The organism is Rhodococcus sp. EPR-134 (genome assembly GCF_001647205.1).
Taxonomy (GTDB): domain Bacteria; phylum Actinomycetota; class Actinomycetes; order Mycobacteriales; family Mycobacteriaceae; genus Rhodococcus_F; species Rhodococcus_F qingshengii.
Map to the genome: position 1 here is coordinate 1 of NZ_LVCT01000023.1, position 19,806 is coordinate 19,806.

20 protein-coding genes are annotated in these 19,806 nt (G+C 61.1%); 5 read left to right on the forward strand and 15 right to left on the reverse strand.

The window, feature by feature from the left end; all coding sequences use genetic code 11:
• From A2J01_RS00825 to A2J01_RS00835, 3 genes are all read right to left on the reverse strand, one after another.
• Positions 1-245: TetR/AcrR family transcriptional regulator (locus A2J01_RS00825; protein ID WP_156519134.1), on the reverse strand; the 245-nt coding region annotated here is incomplete at its 3' end.
• A gap of 30 nt (positions 246-275) precedes the next feature.
• Complete coding sequence (locus tag A2J01_RS00830) at positions 276-1,076, reverse strand: ABC transporter permease (RefSeq protein WP_003945537.1); 801 nt, start codon at positions 1,074-1,076, stop codon at positions 276-278.
• Positions 1,073-2,029 (reverse strand): daunorubicin resistance protein DrrA family ABC transporter ATP-binding protein, encoded by a 957-nt coding sequence (locus tag A2J01_RS00835; protein ID WP_019746865.1) that lies wholly within the window; start codon positions 2,027-2,029, stop codon positions 1,073-1,075. The genes A2J01_RS00830 and A2J01_RS00835 overlap by 4 nt, the downstream gene beginning before the upstream one ends.
• Positions 2,030-2,073: 44 nt before the next feature.
• Here A2J01_RS00835 and A2J01_RS00840 point away from each other — a divergent pair, with 44 nt between their 5' ends.
• Together A2J01_RS00840 and A2J01_RS36705 are read left to right on the forward strand one after the other, a co-directional pair.
• Positions 2,074-3,753, forward strand: a complete 1,680-nt coding sequence (locus A2J01_RS00840; RefSeq protein ID WP_231915470.1) for a glycoside hydrolase family 71 protein — start codon at positions 2,074-2,076, stop codon at positions 3,751-3,753.
• Complete coding sequence (locus A2J01_RS36705; protein WP_231915475.1) at positions 3,750-4,031, forward strand: hypothetical protein; 282 nt, start codon at positions 3,750-3,752, stop codon at positions 4,029-4,031. The genes A2J01_RS00840 and A2J01_RS36705 overlap by 4 nt, the downstream gene beginning before the upstream one ends.
• A gap of 30 nt (positions 4,032-4,061) precedes the next feature.
• Here the strand turns inward: A2J01_RS36705 and A2J01_RS00845 are convergent, their stop codons facing one another.
• The 6 genes from A2J01_RS00845 to A2J01_RS00870 all read right to left on the reverse strand — a co-directional run bounded on the left by A2J01_RS00845 (position 4,062) and on the right by A2J01_RS00870 (position 9,935).
• Positions 4,062-5,522 (reverse strand): MFS transporter, encoded by a 1,461-nt coding sequence (locus A2J01_RS00845; RefSeq protein ID WP_007734043.1) that lies wholly within the window; start codon positions 5,520-5,522, stop codon positions 4,062-4,064.
• Positions 5,519-6,367, reverse strand: coding sequence for a mycofactocin-coupled SDR family oxidoreductase (locus tag A2J01_RS00850; protein ID WP_003945658.1), 849 nt, complete (start codon positions 6,365-6,367; stop codon positions 5,519-5,521). Before A2J01_RS00850 ends, A2J01_RS00845 begins: the two co-directional genes overlap by 4 nt.
• Positions 6,368-6,470: 103 nt before the next feature.
• Positions 6,471-7,610, reverse strand: coding sequence for a serine hydrolase domain-containing protein (locus A2J01_RS00855; RefSeq protein WP_197494129.1), 1,140 nt, complete (start codon positions 7,608-7,610; stop codon positions 6,471-6,473).
• Between the two features lie 180 nt (positions 7,611-7,790).
• Complete coding sequence (locus tag A2J01_RS00860) at positions 7,791-8,201, reverse strand: VOC family protein (RefSeq protein ID WP_047269632.1); 411 nt, start codon at positions 8,199-8,201, stop codon at positions 7,791-7,793.
• Between the two features lie 134 nt (positions 8,202-8,335).
• Entirely contained in the window at positions 8,336-9,337 is a 1,002-nt protein-coding gene (locus A2J01_RS00865) for an AraC family transcriptional regulator (RefSeq protein WP_050655866.1), read from the reverse strand.
• Positions 9,338-9,368: 31 nt separating this feature from the next.
• Positions 9,369-9,935, reverse strand: a complete 567-nt coding sequence (locus A2J01_RS00870) for a GNAT family N-acetyltransferase (protein ID WP_050655865.1) — start codon at positions 9,933-9,935, stop codon at positions 9,369-9,371.
• Between the two features lie 85 nt (positions 9,936-10,020).
• On the opposite strand from A2J01_RS00870, the gene A2J01_RS00875 reads away from it, so the two are divergent.
• Positions 10,021-11,325, forward strand: coding sequence for an HNH endonuclease signature motif containing protein (locus A2J01_RS00875; protein WP_064111505.1), 1,305 nt, complete (start codon positions 10,021-10,023; stop codon positions 11,323-11,325).
• 108 nt (positions 11,326-11,433) lie between these two features.
• On the opposite strand, the gene A2J01_RS00880 is transcribed toward A2J01_RS00875, so the two are convergent.
• The 6 genes from A2J01_RS00880 to A2J01_RS00905 all read right to left on the reverse strand — a co-directional run bounded on the left by A2J01_RS00880 (position 11,434) and on the right by A2J01_RS00905 (position 18,465).
• A complete protein-coding gene (locus tag A2J01_RS00880; protein WP_003945661.1) occupies positions 11,434-12,603 on the reverse strand; it encodes a lipid-transfer protein in 1,170 nt (389 codons plus the stop codon).
• A complete protein-coding gene (locus A2J01_RS00885; protein WP_064111507.1) occupies positions 12,600-13,040 on the reverse strand; it encodes a MaoC family dehydratase in 441 nt (146 codons plus the stop codon). The genes A2J01_RS00880 and A2J01_RS00885 overlap by 4 nt, the downstream gene beginning before the upstream one ends.
• A 2-nt stretch (positions 13,041-13,042) precedes the next feature.
• On the reverse strand, positions 13,043-14,032 hold the full coding sequence (locus tag A2J01_RS00890) for a bifunctional MaoC family dehydratase N-terminal/OB-fold nucleic acid binding domain-containing protein (RefSeq protein WP_082900768.1): 990 nt from the start codon (positions 14,030-14,032) through the stop codon (positions 13,043-13,045).
• A 10-nt stretch (positions 14,033-14,042) separates the two neighbouring features.
• Positions 14,043-15,194 (reverse strand): acyl-CoA dehydrogenase family protein, encoded by a 1,152-nt coding sequence (locus tag A2J01_RS00895; protein WP_007734012.1) that lies wholly within the window; start codon positions 15,192-15,194, stop codon positions 14,043-14,045.
• Positions 15,179-16,219 (reverse strand): acyl-CoA dehydrogenase family protein, encoded by a 1,041-nt coding sequence (locus tag A2J01_RS00900; RefSeq protein ID WP_064111513.1) that lies wholly within the window; start codon positions 16,217-16,219, stop codon positions 15,179-15,181. Before A2J01_RS00900 ends, A2J01_RS00895 begins: the two co-directional genes overlap by 16 nt.
• Positions 16,220-16,302: 83 nt before the next feature.
• The gene (locus A2J01_RS00905; RefSeq protein WP_042920534.1) at positions 16,303-18,465 is read right to left on the reverse strand and encodes an acyl-CoA dehydrogenase; all 2,163 of its coding nucleotides are present in this window, start codon (positions 18,463-18,465) and stop codon (positions 16,303-16,305) included.
• 94 nt (positions 18,466-18,559) lie between these two features.
• Here A2J01_RS00905 and kstR point away from each other — a divergent pair, with 94 nt between their 5' ends.
• Positions 18,560-19,198, forward strand: a complete 639-nt coding sequence (gene kstR / locus A2J01_RS00910; protein ID WP_064111515.1) for a cholesterol catabolism transcriptional regulator KstR — start codon at positions 18,560-18,562, stop codon at positions 19,196-19,198.
• Positions 19,199-19,285: 87 nt separating this feature from the next.
• Positions 19,286-19,806 (forward strand): trehalose-phosphatase (gene otsB / locus A2J01_RS00915; RefSeq protein ID WP_064111518.1); only part of this gene is annotated, 521 nt, incomplete at its 3' end.

A 19,806-nucleotide genomic window follows, 5' to 3' on the forward strand; every position in this document is an offset into this window, starting at 1 on the left:
ATCGGCACCGCAATCGGAATGGACTCACCACGCATGTTCTCGATGACCTCGGAGAGCAGATTCTCCTTGCTCTCGAAATGGTTGAGCAACGACGCATGCGACACACCCACGGCCTTGGCGAGCTGCCTCACCGTCAATTCCCCGACACCGTTGTCGATGACGTAGCGGGTCAGCGCGTCGAGCAACTCCTCACGTCGCCCGGCGTATCTCAGGCTGCGTTTGTCGATGCGTTCGGGCTCCGGCACATATCCACCCTACCGGCCGGAATCACCAGGTCAGCGGCTGACTGCCTTCTGATACCGACGAATAGCGAACGGCACGAAGACGATCAGCAAACCGAAAGTCCACAACAACGACGCGATGACCGGATTCTGCAATGGCCACGCATCCGGAACCGTCATCGCAGGATTGGTATTGCCGAACAATTCACGCACCGCCTGGGTAACCGCCGACACCGGATTCCATTCGGCGATCACTTTGAGCGGGCCGGGAAGATTGGTGGTCTCGACAAAAGTGTTCGCGATGAACGACAGCGGAAAGATGACGATGAAGCTCGCGTTGTTGAATACCTCCGGTGTCCGGATCCAAAGCCCGACAACAGCCATGACCCACGACAACGCGTACGCGAAGAACAGAAGCAGCGCATAACCCGCCACCGCTTCGAGGAAACTGGAGTGAATCCGCCACCCGACCAGAAGACCGGTCAACGACATGACCACCAAACTGATGACGTTGATCAACACGTCACTCGATGTTCGGCCGGTCAGCACGGCAGACGGAGCCATGGGCAGCGATCGAAATCTGTCGATGATTCCTTTCTGAATGTCTTCGACCATCCCCAAACCAGTCCAGGTCGCACCGAATATGACCGTCTGCGTGAAGATTCCGGCGATCAGGAATTCTCGATACGACGTGCCCGGGACCGAGATCGCACTGCCGAACACATACGCGAACAAGAGCACGAACATGATCGGCGACAAAGTGGTGAACACCAGCAGATCCGGAACGCGCTTGATCTTGATCAAGTTTCGCCTGGCGATGGTCAAACCGTCTTCGAGCGCCATCTGCACGGTCATTTCTGATCCTCCAGTTCAGCCTGGTGCCCGGTCAGTGTGAGGAAGACATCGTCGAGAGTGGGTCTGCGCAAGCCGACGTCGAATACGCGGATGCCTCGTACCGACAGAAGATTCAGCGCCGCCACCAACGCGTCGGTGCCGTCGTCGACAGGAACGGTGACGCGACGGACATTCTCTTGAACCTGAATGTCCCCCACGGCAAGCGAGCGCAATTCCTCGCGGACGATGTCGAGATGTTCGACCTCGTGCACGCTCAATTCGATGCGCTCACCCCCGACCCGCGCCTTCAACTGGTCTGCAGTACCGCGCGCGATGACCGAGCCGCGGTCGATGACGGCGATCTGGTCGGCCAACCTCTCGGCTTCCTCCATGTATTGCGTCGTGAGCAACAGCGTGGTCCCCTGAGCCACCAACCCTTCGATGACGTCCCAGAGACCGAGTCGCGCCCGAGGATCGAGGCCGGTGGTCGGCTCGTCGAGAAACAACACCTGCGGCCGAGCAACCAATGCGCCGGCGAGATCGAGACGTCGCCGCATTCCGCCGGAATAGCCCTTGACCGGCCGATCTCCAGCCTCGACGAGATCGAACTGCTCGAGCAATTCACGCGCTCGGGCCTTACTGCTTCGGGCGCCGAGGTGATACAGCCTCCCGACCATGTCCAAGTTCTCATAGCCCGTCAGGTACTCGTCGACCGCGGCGTACTGACCCGAAGCACCGATCTTGGATCGCAACGCCCGCGCATCCTCGACCACGTCCAGCCCGGCAACCTTGGCGCGTCCACCGTCCGGAATGAGCAGCGTCGTGAATATCCTTACCGCAGTGGTTTTTCCGGCGCCGTTGGGGCCCAATAGAGCCATCACCGAACCCTCGCGCACTTCCAGGTCGATGCCGTCCAATGCCGTGACGTCGCCGTACTTCTTGACCAGCCCCTCGGCCACAATCGCTTCGGTCATGAGCCCTCCCGCATCGGTAATCCGTCGGTAGTCCGTTCCCCAGTGTGACCCAGGAGGCCGACACATTCCAGGAAATTTCGTCAGTTGCCCGGCTGCAATCACCTCCCTGGTTTCGCCGGTGCCTTTCGGCCACGAGGTACGGAACAGACCACACGTCCCAGTCCTGTCCAATACAGCCGATAAATTTCACCGACCTTTCGACGGATATATACAGGAAAGAAAAACCCGAAATTCTTGAACAAAGACCGCTTTCAGGTATTCATGATGAACGCGGCAGCGTTACACTCGTACAGCAAGTGACACTCGGGCCGGTGACAGTTGACTTATGGTGTCGAATCTCGAATTACAAATCAGACAGAGGCCGAAAAGAATTGAATCACCGATTCAGTGCACGCGGGGAAGACTCACACTTCGGGGGATCGAGAAAGGCTGACTGTGCCATGAGTATCAGAACTCGATACATCCGAACTCCGTGGATCCGAAAAACGGCGAAATATTCCTTCGAGACCATCTGCTTCACCCTGGCCGTGATTGTCGCGGCCGCACTGATCGCCGCGTACAACACACAACCACGCTCCGCCTCGACGTACACGCCGGCCTCGTTCTCGGCGAATCCTGAATCTGCAGCGCTGCCCTTCGACATTCCACCCAAGTCGGCACTGAACGGAAAGTTGGTTTTCGCTCACTACTTCCCGCCCTATCCGGTTTCGATCGACAATGCGAATCCGTCTGGCGATTACTATGCGACACAATATCTTACGGTCAACGGCGAGAACAACAAACACGTTCGCTACGGAGGATTCCTCCGCGATCGGCCGACACCGCGGCAACCCATCGCCGATACGCAGTGGCGCCAACGCGACCTCGAAAACGAAGTTCGTTCGGCAATCGCCGCGGGCATCGACGGATTCTCCGTCGACATCATCGCCAAGGCAACCGACACCAGTTGGTGGGGTTCCACCGTGCCCACAGCCCTGATCAAAGCGGCCGCAGCAGTCGATCCGAATTTCAAGATCATGCTCATGCCTGATATGAACGGCGCGTTCAAAAACATGACCGCAGCTCAAATGGCAGCAGAGATGAAACCGTATTCGACCATGGCATCATCGTTCAAATTGAGCGACGGACGACTAGTGATCTCGCCATTTCTTGCCGAAAACAAGACTGCGGGCTGGTGGTCGGAGTTCATCACTATTATGAAAAATTCTTACGGAATAAATGTGGCATTTGTTCCGGTTTTCCTCGACGCAGCAGCCAACCGGAATTCTTTTGCATCGATCAGCTACGGGATGTCGAATTGGGGTAACCGAAATCCGGCAGGAAATCCGCTCTCGGGATCGAACCCGAACTCTCCGATGGGGCTTGCTGCTGCCGCTCACTCCTTGGGAAAGATATGGATGCAGCCAGTCGCCTTCCAAGATGCTCGTCCGAGTCAGTCGATCTACGACGAGGCACAGAATTCACAGAATCTGCAGAACATGTGGCAGATTGCGATTGCGTCCAACAGTGAATGGGTACAGCTCGTCACCTGGAACGACTACAGCGAGGGAACGTCGTTCGCACCCAGCGCCGGTCATGGGCGCGCGTTACTCGACATGAGTTCCTACGGGCTGTACAGCTTCCGCTCCGGCGCCTCACCCGCGATTGTTCGCGACACCGCGTATCTCGTCTATCGCAATCAGTCGGTCTCCGCGGTCCCCGTCAATCGCTCTGCTGCCCTATGACACTGCGCCAATGGTCATCCCCCGCTCGCGATACCGTCGAGGTTCTCACCTTCTTGACCGCTCCCGCAGTCGTCAAAGTGACCGTGGGAACCACGATTACCACCTGCAATGCCCCGGCCGGGATGAGCAGCTGCATCGCCCCGTTGAAAGTAGGTTCCATCAAGGCCTCTGTCGTTCGCGGCACTACCGAGGTGTCTCGGGTGAGTTCGCACGCGGCGGTGACGGCCACACCGTACAACCAGAATCTCGAGTACCTGGTCGATTCCAGTCGGAGATAACGGTGACGAAGATCGGGTGAGTCCGTCGACTCACCCGATCTTCGTTGCGCCATCGGTTTCGGCTGCAATTGGTAACTCGGGCCGCGATACCGCCCCCGTCCGCTCCACCCTCACTGCCAAGGTCACCGCGGCCGCCAGTGCCGATACGCCCGCTCCGATCCAGTACAAAACCGCGAACGAATGCAGGGTCGGCACAGTGCTCGCACCGATCACCACCGTCGAACCGGCCAATACCGCTGCCGCAACGGCGCTTCCGGTGGAGGTACCGACCGAACGGAGCAGGCTGTTGAATCCGTTGGCCGAGGCAGTCTGATGGATCGGTGCAGATTCGGTGATCAGCGTCGGCATGGCTGCCAGGGAAAATGCCACACCGGCCGATACCACGGCAGCGCCGATCACGATATTGACCAACGTCGGCGCCAACAGCACACGCAAGACATAGCCGATTGCAATGACGATCGCACCCGACGCCAACGTAGCCTTCGCTCCCCATCGCCTCGTCACCTTCGACGACACCGGCGCCAATCCGATCATCAGGACTCCGCCCGGCATCATCGCCAGTCCGGCTTCGGCAGCCGAGAGTCCGAGACCGTCCGCCGACGCCAGGGGCAACTGAAGTTCCTGCGTTGCCGCCAACGCGCTGATGAACATGGCAAAACCGAGTAATACTGCGCAGACGTTCGAAACCAGAATCGGAGCGCGAAGGGAAGTCCGCAGATCGACCAGCGGTGCCGGCGTGTGCAGTTCCCACGGAATCCATCCACAGAGCAAGACCACGCCGGACGCGATCAGAACCAGAACCTCGGGGCTTGCCCAGCCCCATTCGGTTCCTTTCGAAACGGCCAGCAGCAGTGCAGTCATAGCGAGCGTGAGGACTGTGGCTCCCAGAAAGTCGAAGCGTCCGCGACTCTTCACAGCCGATTCCGGCACCACCAGCGGCAAGACGACTATCAGTACGACCCCGAATCCACCGGTGACCCAGAAAAGCGCGGGTAGTCCCCAGTGCGCCGAGATCACCCCAGCCATCGGCATACCGAACATGCCACCGATCCCCAACGTCGCACTCATGAGAGCTACTGCACCACTTAGCTTTTCCGGAGGAAGGACATCGCGCATGATGCTGATTCCGACGGGCAGAAGTGCCGTCGCGAACCCCTGCAACGAGCGTCCGAGGATCAGTAACCAGAAACTCTGGCTGAGCGCCGCAACCATGCAGCCGACGATCATCACGGCAAGACAGACGAGCATCATCGCGCGCTTTCCGAACATGTCGGCGAGTCTGCCGATGAGAGGGGTCGCGACGGCACCGGTCAGCAATGTCGAGGTCACCAGCCACGAAGCGGTGGCCGACGATACTCCCGATGCCGTCGCGAACTCGGGCAGCACCGGCACCACCAAGGTCTGTTGCAGCGCGACCACCACGCCGCTCAGACTCAGGACGCCGACGACCCACCCGGTCCGCGCTTTCGCGCGAACGGTCTTGTCCGTCAAGCGTTCGAGCGAGCGGCGACTCCGGCGTCGACAGGAACCACGATGCCACTCATGTGGGCACTCGCGTCGGCGGCGAGGAACAGGACTACTCGCGTGATCTCGAAGGGATCCAGCCAACCGACCGGCTGCGCATGCAGAGTCGCGTACACGGGTTCGACGTCGTCTGCCGTCGGCGATTCGAGGTCAGGCCGCATCATCGCGTACATCATGTCGTTGTGAATCATCGGCGTCGAGATGTTCCCCGGTGCAATAGCATTCACGGTCACACCCGAGTTTGCCAGTTCGAGCGACACACTCTTCGTCAAACCGATGACGCCCCACTTGGAGGCGCCGTACGCAGCCATCTGGGTGCCACCGGAGCGACCCATCATCGAGGAAATCGTGATGATGCGACCGTAACCACGTTCCGCCATTCCACCTGACACGGCCGCAACGGTGTTGAACACACCGGTCAGGTTCGACGAGATGACTTCGTTCCACTGCGCCGACGTCATCGACGTGATCGGAGCGGGCACGGACACACCGGCATTCGCGACGGCGATGTCGACACGGCCGAACTCGGCTTCAGCGCGGGCAACGAGCGCGTCCATTGCGTCGCGATCAGCAGTGTCTGCCTTGACGGCAATGCACCGACGACCGGTGGCTTCCACCAAACGAACGGTTTCCTTCAGATCCTCCTCGTTTGCGAGGGGGTAGGCGACGACATCACTGTTCTCGCACCGGTCGCAGATCACGATGTCCGCGCCACGCTCCGCGAATGCGACAGCGTGGGCGCGCCCCTGACCGCGTGCGGCGCCGGTGATCAGTGCAACTTTTCCTTCGAAGCTGCCTTCGAGGCTGTTCATGCCGTCTCCTAGTTCGTCGTATGCAAGCGTGCGCTGTACTGCATGCGTACTCCGAACCCGCCCGAAAGAAACAGTCGATCCCGGACAGCGGGAATCCAGCCGATCACTGGTAAACGGCGGTCTCGAATTCCAGGTATCCGTTGATGGATCCAGCGTCCGCGAACGGCAGAATCTGCGTTGCCCAGAACCCGCCGACGCCGGTCTGCCGGTCGATCCAGTAATAGAGGTTGGCAAGACCCGCCCAAGCCAGCGATCCGGCCGGCCTACCGGTGGGTGCCACCTCTTCATTTGTCATGAAGGAGTATGCCCATCCTTTGGGTACACCGGGGAAGAATTCCGCATCGTTGGACAGCGTCGGGAGAACTCCGGGCAACAACCCCACGTGCTGGCCTTCGAGCCCGTTCTGAACGGCTGCAGCTACCGTCTCCGACGACAACACGCGACCCGAAGTGCCCGCGCCGTCGTTGAGCCACATACGGATGAACTTCATGTAGTCGCCGACAGTGCCGTGCAAACCGTGACCACCCATGTGCACCTCGGGTTCGGCCGGAAGCTCGAATCCGATGAGCGGAGTGAGGCTTCCGTCGCTCTCGCGCTGATGGATCGGTGCAAGTCGATCCTTCATCGACGGGCTCATCGTGAATGCCGTATCCGTCATCTCGAGAGGTTCGAAGATGCGCTCGCGCATGACATCGCCGAGTCGCTGACCTCGAATCGACTCGACGACCTGTCCGGCCCAGTCGATGTTGGTGCCGTACTCCCACTTCTCACCCGGGTCGAAGAGCAGCGGTGTCGTGAGCGCCGCTTTGCTACACGTGATCACGCTGGGCTGCCCATGTTCCTGCGAGAGCCGGTTGTACGACTCGTTGAAGAAGTCGTAGCCGAACCCTGCAGTGTGAAGGAGCAGCATGCGAGTGGTGATGTCACGCTTGGGTTCCCGAAGAACGGGGTTTCCGCCGGCGTCGAAACCGTCCAGGACCTTCAGCTCACCGATGTCGGGAACATAGGTCGCTGCAGGTGCATCGAGATCGAGCAACCCCTCCTCCACACATTGCAGGACAGCGGTACCGGTAATCGCCTTGGTGGTGGAGAAGAGCGCAAAGGTTGTATCGAGGGTCATCGGTTCGCCGTGACCGAGAGCCCGCTCACCGGCTGCACCCTCGTAGATGTTGCCTTCTCGATCCGTGATCATCGCGACGACACCCGGGACTCGGTCAGCCCGCTGAGTTGCTCGCGCCAGCACGTCGTCGAGGTGCTGCTTCGAAAGGGGCTTCCGCGCAATATCTTCGATCGTCACTGCATTTCTCCATCCGACTTGCAACTTGTCTTGTCGAACAGAATGTAACGGCGATCACATACCCGGTTCTGCCTCGAAACGGCAGTAAAACTGTCTCGTTTCGGCAGAACCGGGCAGAGCTTGGAGTTAGCTCTGGGGCGCTCCGATATTCACCAGCCAGGAAATGCCGAATTTGTCTGTACAGGCGCCGAATTCGTCGCCCCACATCTGCTTCTCGAGTGGAACGCTCACGGTTCCCGTTCCCGACAACTGCTCCCAGTACCCGCGCAGCACATCGCCGTCGTCGCCGCTGAGGCTGACCGTGATGTTGTCGCCGGGGTTGTACGGCATGCCGGGCGGAGTGTCGGCACCCATCAGGGTGTATCCCTGATCGGTTTCGAGCATTCCGTGCATGATCTTGTCGCCGCCTTCACCGGGATTGCCGAACTCACCGAACGTGCTCAGCGCCAGCGTGCCACCAAAGATTTCTTTGTAGAACTCCAACGCCTCACGGGCATTGCCGTTGAAGCTGATGTACGGATTGAGTCGAGTTGCCATGACGTACTCCTAGCTCGTGGGATTGCTGTCACGTTCGATTTCAATCCTTGCAGAACGCTCCGACACGAAACAACGGATCACGGCAGTTCATCGAGTGCGTAAAACGATCGTCATGACCGTTCAAACAACTGTCCTCAGAGTCGATTCCGGGTCTCGGAAGGCAACTCTCCGAACCGTTTCCGGTATGTGGCCGCAAACATACCCAGATTGACGTAGCCCCAGGCGTTGGCGATTTCGGAGACGGTTCTCCCGTCGGAACGCAACAGTTCGCCGCGTACACCCTCCAACCGACGCGCGCGCAATCGTTGCCCCGGTGTGGTGTCTCGGTACCGTCGAAATCCCGCAGTGAGCGCCCGGACACTGACACCCACCGCAGCCGCGATCTCCGATGCCGTCGGCACCGAGCGAGCAAACGTATCGATGTACTCCTCTGCCGATCGCACGTAGGCAGGTTCGGCGGAGGCGACGTCGACGCCGAGTTGCAGCCCGGCCTGCGTCGCCCACTCGTCGAGAAGCTGAGCCGCGATGAGTTCTTGAACCCTGGCACCCAGCCTTTCGCTCGACATCGCCTCAGGCGACTCTGCAATTGCGCGAACGACGTAGTCCATCAATGCCAGCCAACTCGAGCCCCGCCCGCCGATGGTGCACTTGTGCCGCCACAGACGGTCGTCGGGAACCGACCCGAACCATTGCATGGCGTGATCGGCGACAAGCTGATGCGGCACAGTGAGATTCAGCTGCAGGTGATCTTCGTCGAATTCGACGAAGTAGTCGGTCCGGCTACAGTCGGCGACAAAGGTCTCCCCCACGGCAGTATTCACCGCAGTTCCTCCGCCGAGGGCATGTCGACCGTTGCCTCTGATAGTCGTCAGAACCAGAATGTTTCCGGCCTCAGGCGAACATTCACCGACGGAGACCGGAATCCCGTAACAGAATCTGGTGACGTCGATCTTGCCGACTGCCGCGGAGTACATGTCCGAAGCCGGCTTCAACCGACTTCCGATCGGCGTGACCGTATACGGCATGTAGATGTTGTCGGACCACTCTTTGATGCGGTCCCAGTCCCGAGAAAAGGCCTGGTGATGCTGCATAGTGGGCTGGCCGGCCGCGTCGATGAGCAAGGCATCCTCGAACATGGTTCGAGTATCGCACCAGGGCCCGGGAAGGTCACGCGAAGTGAGCTGACGTGATCTCTGGCTGTACGGCGGCGGGTCGTGTTGCAGCAAAAAGCAGCGAATCCACCGCGGTCCCCCGGATCACCATGTGTGCCCTCATTCGCCCCTCCTCCTCCATTCCGATTTTGGTGAGCACCGACGCCGACGCCGAATTCTCCGGACGACACGTTGCCTGCACTCGCTGCGCTCCGAAGCGAGCAAAGGCGAATTCCAGAACCGCGCGCCCCGCCTCCGACGCATAGCCTCGCCCTTGGAACTTCGGGTTCACGACAAAACCGAGTTCCGCCCGCCGGTGCGCGGCGGATACTTCCCACACAGCTACCGAACCGATGACCGTTCCATCGGCCTTCGACGTGATGGCCAGGGTGAACGTGCGACGTTCGACGAGCGCAGCTTCGAGTGCCGCGTCCGCCAGGAATGCCCTGGTCACCGCGGGGGTGTTCGGCCCCCAATCAACATATCTACAGACGGCAGGGTCGGACGCGTACTGATGGACGGCACCTTCATCCGCGGCAGTGAAATCTCGAAGAACAAGGCGTTCCGTAGTCAACGTGAACATCCAGCGATCCTAGAGCGAGCCCAAAAGCACCTCTTGACTCGAACGCATGTTCGAGTATGATTTGGGGAGGGGATCGGGGGATTCAATGAGTGTCTTGTTGTCGGACGTGGTTTCGGGTTCTGCGGTGGGGTTACGCGGACGTCTGTGGCAGTTGACTGCTGCCGAGTTGCGCGCTGCTGCGGTGTCGGCGAGTGCGGAGATTCTTCGTCTCGAAGCCGTTCGAGTGGCGGTGGTCGACGAACTTTCGTTGCGTTCCGATGATCAGGTGATCGCGAGCCGCGGGGTGGGTGCGTGGTTGGCGGCGAACACGATGCTGCAGGTTCGGGACGGGAAGAAGATCGCCGCATTGGGTGCGGCTTTGCGGCCGTTTCCGGCGGTGGCGGCTCGGTTCGATGGCGGGGATTGTTCGTTCGAGCACGCGGTGTTGATCGTGGCGTTCTGTGAGTCACCGCCGAAGGGGATGCCGGAGGAGGCGCTCCCTCGTTGTATCGATTTGTTGTTGGCTGCTGCGTCGGGTGTGGAGGCGACGACGACGAAGGTGCGGAACGTGATCGCGACGTTGGAGCGGTTGTTCGAGTCGGATGAGATTCCGCCCGCCGAGGATGTCGATCTCAATGAGTTGCGGATTGCTTCGACGTTGAACGGTCGGGTGGTGGTGCGTGGGGATTTAGATGCCCTCACCGGAGAAAGGTTGCTCTCGGCCCTGTCGAATCTGACGATGCCGACCCCGGCACCGGACGGGACTCCCGATGCCAGGTCGGCGGCGAAACGCACGGCGGACGGGTTCACCGAACTGATCCGCCGGTATCTCGACTGCGCCAAAACAGGCACAGACGGTGGCCAACGCCCGCACGTGAACGTTCACATCAATGCTCGGGATCTGGCGGAGCATCGGGACTGCGCCGCAGCACCCTCCACTGCTGATGACGGAATGGCTGTGTCGGATCTTGATGTCGGGCACATGCCCTGGCTCGGACCGCTGTCGGTGTCGCAGACCAGGCTTCTCGGGTGTGATTGTTTCCTCTCGACCGTTCTGCTCGACGATCACGGCGCGCCCTTGGATGCGAGACCAGGAAAGAGGTTGGTCACCCCCGAACAGCGAGTGGCGTTGATCGCCCGGGACAAGGGCTGCGCCTTCCCCGGCTGCACGTGCGTACCCGCCTGGACCGATGCGCATCACATTAAGCACTGGGCCAACGGTGGCCCGACGGTGATGAACAACCTGGTCCTGCTGTGCCGTTCACATCATCGGTTGATGCACCGAAAATCCGGGTTCGTCGGGAAATGGGCGATTCGGATCGGTGTCGACAACAAACCGTGGTTCATTCCGCCGCCCTCGATCGACCCGCAGCAGCACCCGCGACCGGCGAACACCACCTTCAAAACCTGAGGTAGTACTCCTCGGGCACAACAGAACACGGACCGAGCACCGCATCGAAGGAGACCTCGATGCGGTGCCAACCGGCCGTGACGCTTGATGAAGCTGTGCCCACGATAATCAGCGAGTCAGCACAAGCCCCGATGTCGGAACGCCCGTTCCCGCAGTCACCAGTACATTCTCGACGGAGTCGACCTGGTTGACCGAAGTACCGCGGATCTGCCGAACACCCTCGGCGATACCGTTCATCCCGTGAATGTATGCCTCGCCGAGCTGTCCACCATGGGTGTTGATCGGAAGCTTGCCGCCGAGTTCGATTGCGCCACCGGCGATGAAGTCCTTTGCCTCTCCCCTGCCACAGAAACCGAGTTCCTCGAGCTGCATCAGAACATAGGGCGTGAAGTGGTCGTAGAAGATCGCCGTCTGCATGTCCGACGGGCGCAGCCCACTTTGTGACCAGAGCTGATCGCCGACAAGGCCCATCTCCGGTAAGCCGGTCAAACCGTCGCGGTAATAGCTGGTCATGATGTATTGATCTGCCCCGCTGCCCTGTGCGGCGGCAGCGATAACGGCGGGGGTGTTCTTCAGATCTTTGGCTCGTTCTGCCGAGGTGACGACGATCGCGATGCCGCCGTCGGATTCCTGGCAGCAATCGAGGAGATGCAAAGGTTCAGCGATGAATCGCGAGTTCTGATGGTCCTCGAGGGTAATCGGTTTCCCGTAGAAGAACGCCTTCGGATTGGTGGCTGCATGCTTACGGTCGGCGACGGCGATTCGACCGAAGTCCTCGCTGGACGCTCCGTATACGTGCATGTATCGCTGCGCGACCATCGCGACAAACGATGCAGGAGTACCCAATCCGTGAGGATAGGAAAAAGCGTTATCCGTGCCCGACGAATTGACCTGCGCCACAAGGCCGGAGTTCACCTGCCCGAAACGGGCACCCGATCGCTCGTTGAACGCGCGGTAAGCGACGACGACGTCTGCGACGCCGGTGGCAACAGCCATGGCGGCCTGCTGAATCGTCGCCGCAGCGGCACCGCCTCCGTAGTGAATGCGGCTGAAGAACTTGAGGTTCGGAATCCCCACCGAACGAGCTACTGCCACTTCGGTGTTGGTGTCCATGGTGAACGAGGTAAGACCGTCGACGTCGGCGGGTGTCAGACCGGCGTCGTCCAACGCGGCTTGAACAGCCTCGGCGGCCAGTCGCAGTTCACTGCGACCGGAGTCCTTCGAGAAATCCGTGGCTCCGATTCCGACGATCGCTGCCTTGCCGGACAATGCGCTCATTCAATGTCTCCGTTTTCAATGTCTCCATTCGAGCCCGACGCCGGAAATGCCAGTGTGACCTGTGCGGTGATGTGATCTCCCAGGCTGTTCTTGCCGACCACCGCGAGCGATACGAGATCCTCGTCGTAGGAGGTCACCGTTCCGGAGAGCGTCAAGGTGTCGTAGGCGTACCAGGGGACTCCGAGGCGGAGTTTGATCGACGTGAGTACAGCCCGCGGTCCGGCCCAATCGGTCACGAATCGCTGCACCAAGCCGGTGTCGGTGAGGATGTTGACGAAAATGTCTTTCGAGCCGCGTTTCTGTGCGAGATCGCGGTCGTGGTGAACATCTTGAAAATCGCGGGTAGCGAGCGCCGCCGAGACCACAAACGTCGGGCCGCCGTAAATCGAGAGCTGCGGAAGAACCTCTCCCACAGTGATATCCGTCGTCGAAGTCATCGTCACTCCTTCCCCGCAGAAACCGCAGAAGCCCCAACCGGCTGCCAGGCGTACAAAGTCCAGGGAGTTCCCCCGGTCTCGTCGTCTCCGGGGAAGTCGAGGTAGATCGCCTCCACCTCCATTCCGATCGACACACTCGACGGATCGACGCCGCGCAATTCGCCGAGCATCCGCACACCCTCAGGCAGTTCGACCAGGGCAACGACGAACGGCAACGACCGACTAGGAACCTTGGGGGCGTGGTGAACGACAAAGCTGAAGACCGTTCCCCGACCTGACGCCACCACGTAGTCGGTCTGCTCCGACTTGTCTTTCCAGATCGCGGGCACCGGCGGGTGCTGTACCGAACCGTCCGCACGCAGTTGAATACGCAACTCGTGTGCGGCGACACCGTCCCAGAAGAACTGCGTGTCGAGGGATGCTGTCGGACGCAGCATTCGAGATGCGTCCAGGTCCGCAGGCACGTCAGTGGAGGAACTCTCGCTGACTGGCGGCGCGAACTTCAATATCCGGAACATCATCTCCGAGACCAGTTCTTCGCCGACCCGCCAGAAGCTGCGAGTAGTGAAGAACCACCCTTCACCAAGACCTGTCTTCTTGGGTCCCACTACGTCTTCCAACACCGAGGAGATGGTGACTTCTTCACCCGGCTTCAAGTAGCGGTGGTAGATCTGATCGCAGTTGGTCGCGACGACGGAGGTGAATCCGGCCTCGTCGAGGATGTCCGTCATCCGGCCCAACGGATCGTCGGCTTCTCGAATTGCCCCCAGACCGCGCATCGTCCATACCTGCGCCATCGCCGGCGGTGCGACTATTCCGTCGTGTCCGGCGGCGCGGGCAGCCGATTCGTCGACGTAGATCGGGTTCTCGTCACCGATCGCCTCGACCCAGTTGCGGATCATCGGCAGGTTCACGGGGTCCCGGCCGGCGCGAGGAGCGCTTGGCCCGTCCTCTCGAACCCGCTCGGCAGCAGTGAGAATGGGATCTGACACGATTTGTTTCCTATCTCGGAACGCGAGGAAGCTTCAGGCCGGCGGTCGCAATCAGTTCGCGCATCACCTCGTTGACTCCACCGCCGAAGGTGATCACCAGGTTGCGCTTGATCTGCATGTCGAGCCACTCCATGAGATCAGCAGTTTCGGGATCGATCGGATTTCCGTACCGCCCGACGATCTCTTCCGCGAGTCGACCGACCCGCTGGATACGCTCGGTCGCAAACACTTTGGTTGCCGAAGCGTCGGCGATATCCACCGAATCCGAATCACTCGACGCCACTTGCCAGTTGAGCAGTTCGTTGAGGCGGTACGTCGCATGAATCTCGCCGAGCGCGCGCCGTACGTCAACGTGATCAAGCAGGTTTTCACGCTTGGCCCAATCGAAGACGTGGTCGTAAATCCCTGCGACACGACCTGCCGGACCGAGCATGACGCGCTCGTGGTTGAGCTGCGTCGTGATCAAGCGCCAGCCCTGATTCTCCTCACCCACAAGCATGTTCGCCGGAACGCGAACGTCCTCGTAGTAGGTGGCGTTGACGTGATGTGCACCGTCGCAAGTGATGATCGGGGTCCAGGTGTAGCCGGGATCTTTGGTGTCCATGATCAGGATGGAGATGCCGCGGTGCCTTGAATCGGCAGACCCTGTCCGCACGGCGAGCCACACGTAATCGGCGTCATGCCCGCCGGTGGTGAAAATCTTCTGGCCGTTGACGACGTACTCGTCACCATTTCGTGCCGCCGAAGTGCGCAGTGCTGCAAGGTCGGTGCCGGCTTCCGGTTCGGTGTAGCCGATCGCGAAGTGCACTTCACCGGCGAGGATCGCGGGCAGGAATTTCTGCTTCTGCTCCTCGCTGCCGTACTTCTGCAGGGTCGGACCGACGGTCTGCAAAGTCACCGAAGGCAGTGGGACATCCGCCCGCACAGCCTCGTTGACAAAAATCTGCTGCTCGACTTCACCGAACCCACGTCCGCCGAACTCCACCGGCCAGCCGACGCCGAGCCAGCCGTCCTTGCCCATACGACGGATGACCTCGCGATAGGTAGGGCCATGCCGCTCCACGCGCATGATCTTGGCCTCTTCGGGCGAGATCAGCGTCGAGAAGTAGCGTCGAAGTTCAGCTTGCAATGCGCGCTGACTGTCGGTCAGATCGATGAACACCGGGCCCCCACGAGGTCGAGTCGCTGCGAAGCACCGCCGAGCAGGCGTGCCAGGTCTTTTGCAGTCGAGTAGTAACGATGAAGTGGATACGTGACGTCGACGCCCAGACCACCGTGCAGGTGGTGAAGCACCTGCATCGTGGCAGGCACTTCTTGGGCGATCCAGTACGCCATGACGTCGAGGTCCGACTGGGCGTCCAGGCCCTCCGACACGCGCCAGGACGCCGACAACGCCGCGACATGAAGGGTCCGGGAGGTGACGTACGCGTCGGCTATCTGTTGTGAGACTGCCTGGAACGTGGCGAGCGGCTTACCGAATTGCTCACGCGAGCCGACATGTGCCGCAGTGAGATCGACGGCGCCGGACACCAAACCGTCTGCAACGGCTCCGATGCTTGCCGTGGCGATCCGGTACAGCGTCTGGACGGCTTCCTCGCCGGCACCGAGAAGTTCACCGACTGCCTCGTCCATGGTGACTGCGAACTCCGGACTGCCGGACGCACTGGGAGTCGGCGTCAATGCGACGCCGGCGGCGGTCGGATCGACGAGAACGACTCCGGCGTCGGTGGGCACAAGAATTCTGTGTGCGCTCGCCGCGAAGGGAACGGCAAGCACCGTCCCGCTGACGCGATACCAGTCGCCCGACTGCTGCGCGGTGGTCGACGGCTGTGCCGGGAACTGCTGACCCGGCTCACCGAGCGCCGCGGTGAACACCCGTCCGGCGCCGACTCCGGTGAGCAATTCGTCCTGTTGAGCGTCGGACCCCAGAGCGACTATGGGGAGTACACCGAAGCCGAGGGTTGCGAGAGCCGGAATTGGAGCGGCGGCCCGGCCGACCTCGACGAGGAGGGAACCGACGTCGGCGACGGAGAGTCCCTCGCCGCCCAGACGCTCGGGCAGGGCCAACGTGAGCAGGTCGGCATCGGCGAATGCCGCCCAGAGCGCGTCCGGCTCCAGTTCGCGGGCAAGGAGCGCGGTAGCCACCTCGGCTACCGCTTCCTGGGTTTCATCGGGAGTGAAGTCCACGCTGGCAATCCTGTCTCTGATGTAGAACGTGTTCTAGTTGTATCACCAACGTGGACATTTCTAAAGGCCTCTACTCACGCCGTCTAATCACGGGGCAGGCCCAGAATTCTCTCCGCGGCGACGGTCAACAGAATCTGCGTGGTTCCGCCGGCAATCGACAGGCATCGCGTGTTGAGGAACTCACGCGAGAGCGGACCCTCCACCCATCCGGCCGGGCCACCCAATTCCATGGCGAACTCTGCGACATTCTGACGCTGGCGCACGCCCACCAGCTTGCGGACGCTCGACGCCGGACCCGGATCCTGACCGTCCAATTGCCGCAGTGTCGTGCGCAATTCCAGCAGTGAGCCCACCATGGCGGTTCCGATCAGCCCACCGAGCTTGTCTGCCACCACAGGATCGGGGTCGCCGGCCAGCTCGAGCAATTCCTCCATCGCACCGCCGAGCGAAGAGCCACCGCTCATTGCGACCCGCTCGTTGGCGAGGGTCGTTCGGGCCAGTTTCCAGCCTCCACCGAGCTGGCCGACGACGCACTCGTCCGGGACGAAGACGTCGTCGAGGAAGACTTCGTTGAACAGGGCATCTCCGGTGATCTCGCGCAGCGGCGAGATTCGAATCCCAGCCGTCTTCATGTCGAGAAGGAAGTACGTGATGCCCTTGTGTTTGGGAACCTCGCGGTCGGTCCTGGCGAGGCAGATGGCCCAGTCAGCTTCACGCGCAAGCGAAGTCCAGACTTTCTGGCCGTTCAGCTTCCAACCGCCGTCGACCTTTTCCGCGGTAGTGCGCAGTGCCGCAAGATCCGAACCTGCGCCGGGTTCACTGAAGAGCTGGCACCAGGTGATCTCGCCCTTGAGCGTCGGAGTCGCAAATCTTTCGATCTGCTCCGCACTGCCGTGCTCGAGGATGGTCGGCACTGCCCACCAGCCGATCACCAGATCGGGTCGGCCGATACCGACGGCCGCCAATTCCTCTTCGATCAGAATCTGTTGCGCGGCCTTGGCGCCCCGGCCGTACGGCTTGGGCCAGTGCGGCGCAAGGTAGCCCGATTCGGCCAATGCGTTGCGCTGCTCGGATTCGGGCAGCGCCACCAATTGCGCTACCTCTTCGCGAATTTCGGACCGGTCGGATTCGAGCTCACTCAAGTCGATCTGAAGGTGACGCCGTGCGCCGCCGATCGTCAATTCCGCGACGCGTGCGCGCCAATGAGACGATCCGCCCAGAATCTGCCGGAGCGACAGTGCTCGACGAAGGTAGAAGTGCGCCTCGTGCTCCCAAGTGAATCCGATGCCGCCGAGCACTTGAATGCAGTCCTTTGCCGTGTCGACAGCGGCATCCAGCGACACCGCGGCGGCCACTGCTGCGGCGATCGGAAGTTCGTCGCCCGACTCGGCAGCGACCGCACCATCCCAGGCGACGGCTCCGGCATTCTCTACGCGACACAGCATTTCGGCGCAGATATGTTTGATCGCCTGGAACGAGCCGATGGGCTTTCCGAATTGTTCGCGAATCTTCGCGTACTCCACCGCAGTACGCAGGCTCCACGCCGCGATTCCGGCAGCTTCGGCTGCCCCCAGTACCGCCGCTAGGTCGGAAACCGATCCTGGCGCAATGTCATCGAGGATTCGGTCGGCATCGACCGTCACTCGATCGAAGGAGACTCGCGCCAGTGGTCGCGACTTGTCGATCGTGTCGACCGCTTCGTAGGTCACGCCTTCGCTGTCTCCGTCGACGAGGGCCCAGACGACACGCGAGCCTTCGTCTTCGGACACGACGCCCGCCGACACGAGTACCGATACGCCCGAATCGCCGCCCCAGGCGTAACCTCCTTCGCCATGAAGCTCGATGCCGCCGGACGCATTCGCCGTTGCCGCAACTGGACTTTCGTCCAATACGACGGCACACGGCAGCGCACCGTCGGCGAGCGTTTCGGACCATCGCTTGGCAGCGGGCGACGAGCTACGCCCCACCACCAGAGCTGCGAGTGCAGTCGTGAGAACAGGACCCGGCACGAGTTCGATTGCCGCCTGCTCGAGCATTGCTGCGAGATCGACGATTTCGGCCCCGGCTCCGCCTACCGCTTCGGGAACGGCGACCGAAAATATCCCGAGAGACGCGAACTCGGACCATTTCTCCCGCCACGAAACTGCTGGTCCACGGCGTACCATGTCCATCGGCGTGGCCGAGCGAGCCCAGGCCTCTATCGATTCCTGGACCGCCCGCTGTTCATCGGTCGTGGCGATTGTCACAACTGGTTCCCGCCTCTCGATAAGTGACACAATTGTTTAGAACGTGTTCTAATATGACACCTGGCCAAGAGTCAAGGCGCGAAGGAATTTGTCGATGACCACAACATCCCGATCCCGCTCCAACGCGGTTGCTTCTGCAACGCTCGGGGACGACGATCTCAGCTCCAACGCGCAACGTGAACGCCGCAAGCGGATTCTCGACGCAACACTCGCCTTGGCATCCAAGGGCGGCTACGAGGCTGTTCAGATGCGCGCCGTGGCCGAGCGTGCCGACGTCGCAGTCGGAACGCTCTATCGCTACTTCCCGTCCAAGGTTCACCTACTGGTGTCCGCCCTGGCACGCGAATTCGAGAAGATCGATTCCAAGGGCAAGATCCCACCTGGAACCAGCCCGCTCGAGCGGATGCAGCTGATCCTCAGCCTCATCACCCGCGCGATGCAGCGCGACCCGCTCCTCACCGAAGCGATGACTCGCGCGTTCATGTTCGCCGACGCCTCCGCAGCGGCCGAGGTCGATCAGGTGGGCCAGTTGATGGACCGCCTCTTCGCACGAGCGATGACCGAAGAGGAGCCAACCGAAGAGCAGTTGGCGATCGCGCGCGTGATCTCCGATGTGTGGCTGTCCAATTTGGTGGCATGGCTCACGCGACGCTATTCGGCTACCGATGTCGCCAATCGACTGGAATTGACGGTTGAACTGCTGCTCGGTGACGGAACTCGGAAACCCGAATAGACATCCTTTGTCGCATCTGTCATTTTTGCACTGATCGGCCGGAAACGTATCGAGCCAGGAGTCGCTGCATCACCTAGATTTGAAGAGGTGAGCGCACAAGATCTGTCCATCGAACTCCGCCGAGCGCTGTCAGGCGTGGCACGCACGCCGCGTCTGCTCGTAGCCTCCGACTACGACGGGACGATGGCACCCATCGTCGCCAACCCGGACAAGGCGTATCCCCGGGCGGAAACGGTGCGTGCGCTTCGCTCTCTCGCCAGCCTCGCGTCGACGACGGCTGCCGTGATCTCGGGCCGCGCCCTCAAGGATCTGGCTGCGCTGTCCCGACTTCCCGCCGAAGTGCAATTGGTCGGCAGCCACGGCTCCGAGTTCGACATCGGATTCGTTCACGCGATCGACGCCGACGCCAGGAAACTGCTCGACGAGATCGTCACCGAGTTGGGCCGAATCGCCGCCGACACCCCTGGGGCAACGGTGGAGAAGAAGCCCGCCAGCGTTGCACTGCACGTACGCAACACCAGTGCCGACGACGCCGAGAAGGCGCTCATCGCCGTCCGCACCGAATCGGCACTCTGGCCAGGCGTTCAGGTCACCGAGGGCAAATCGGT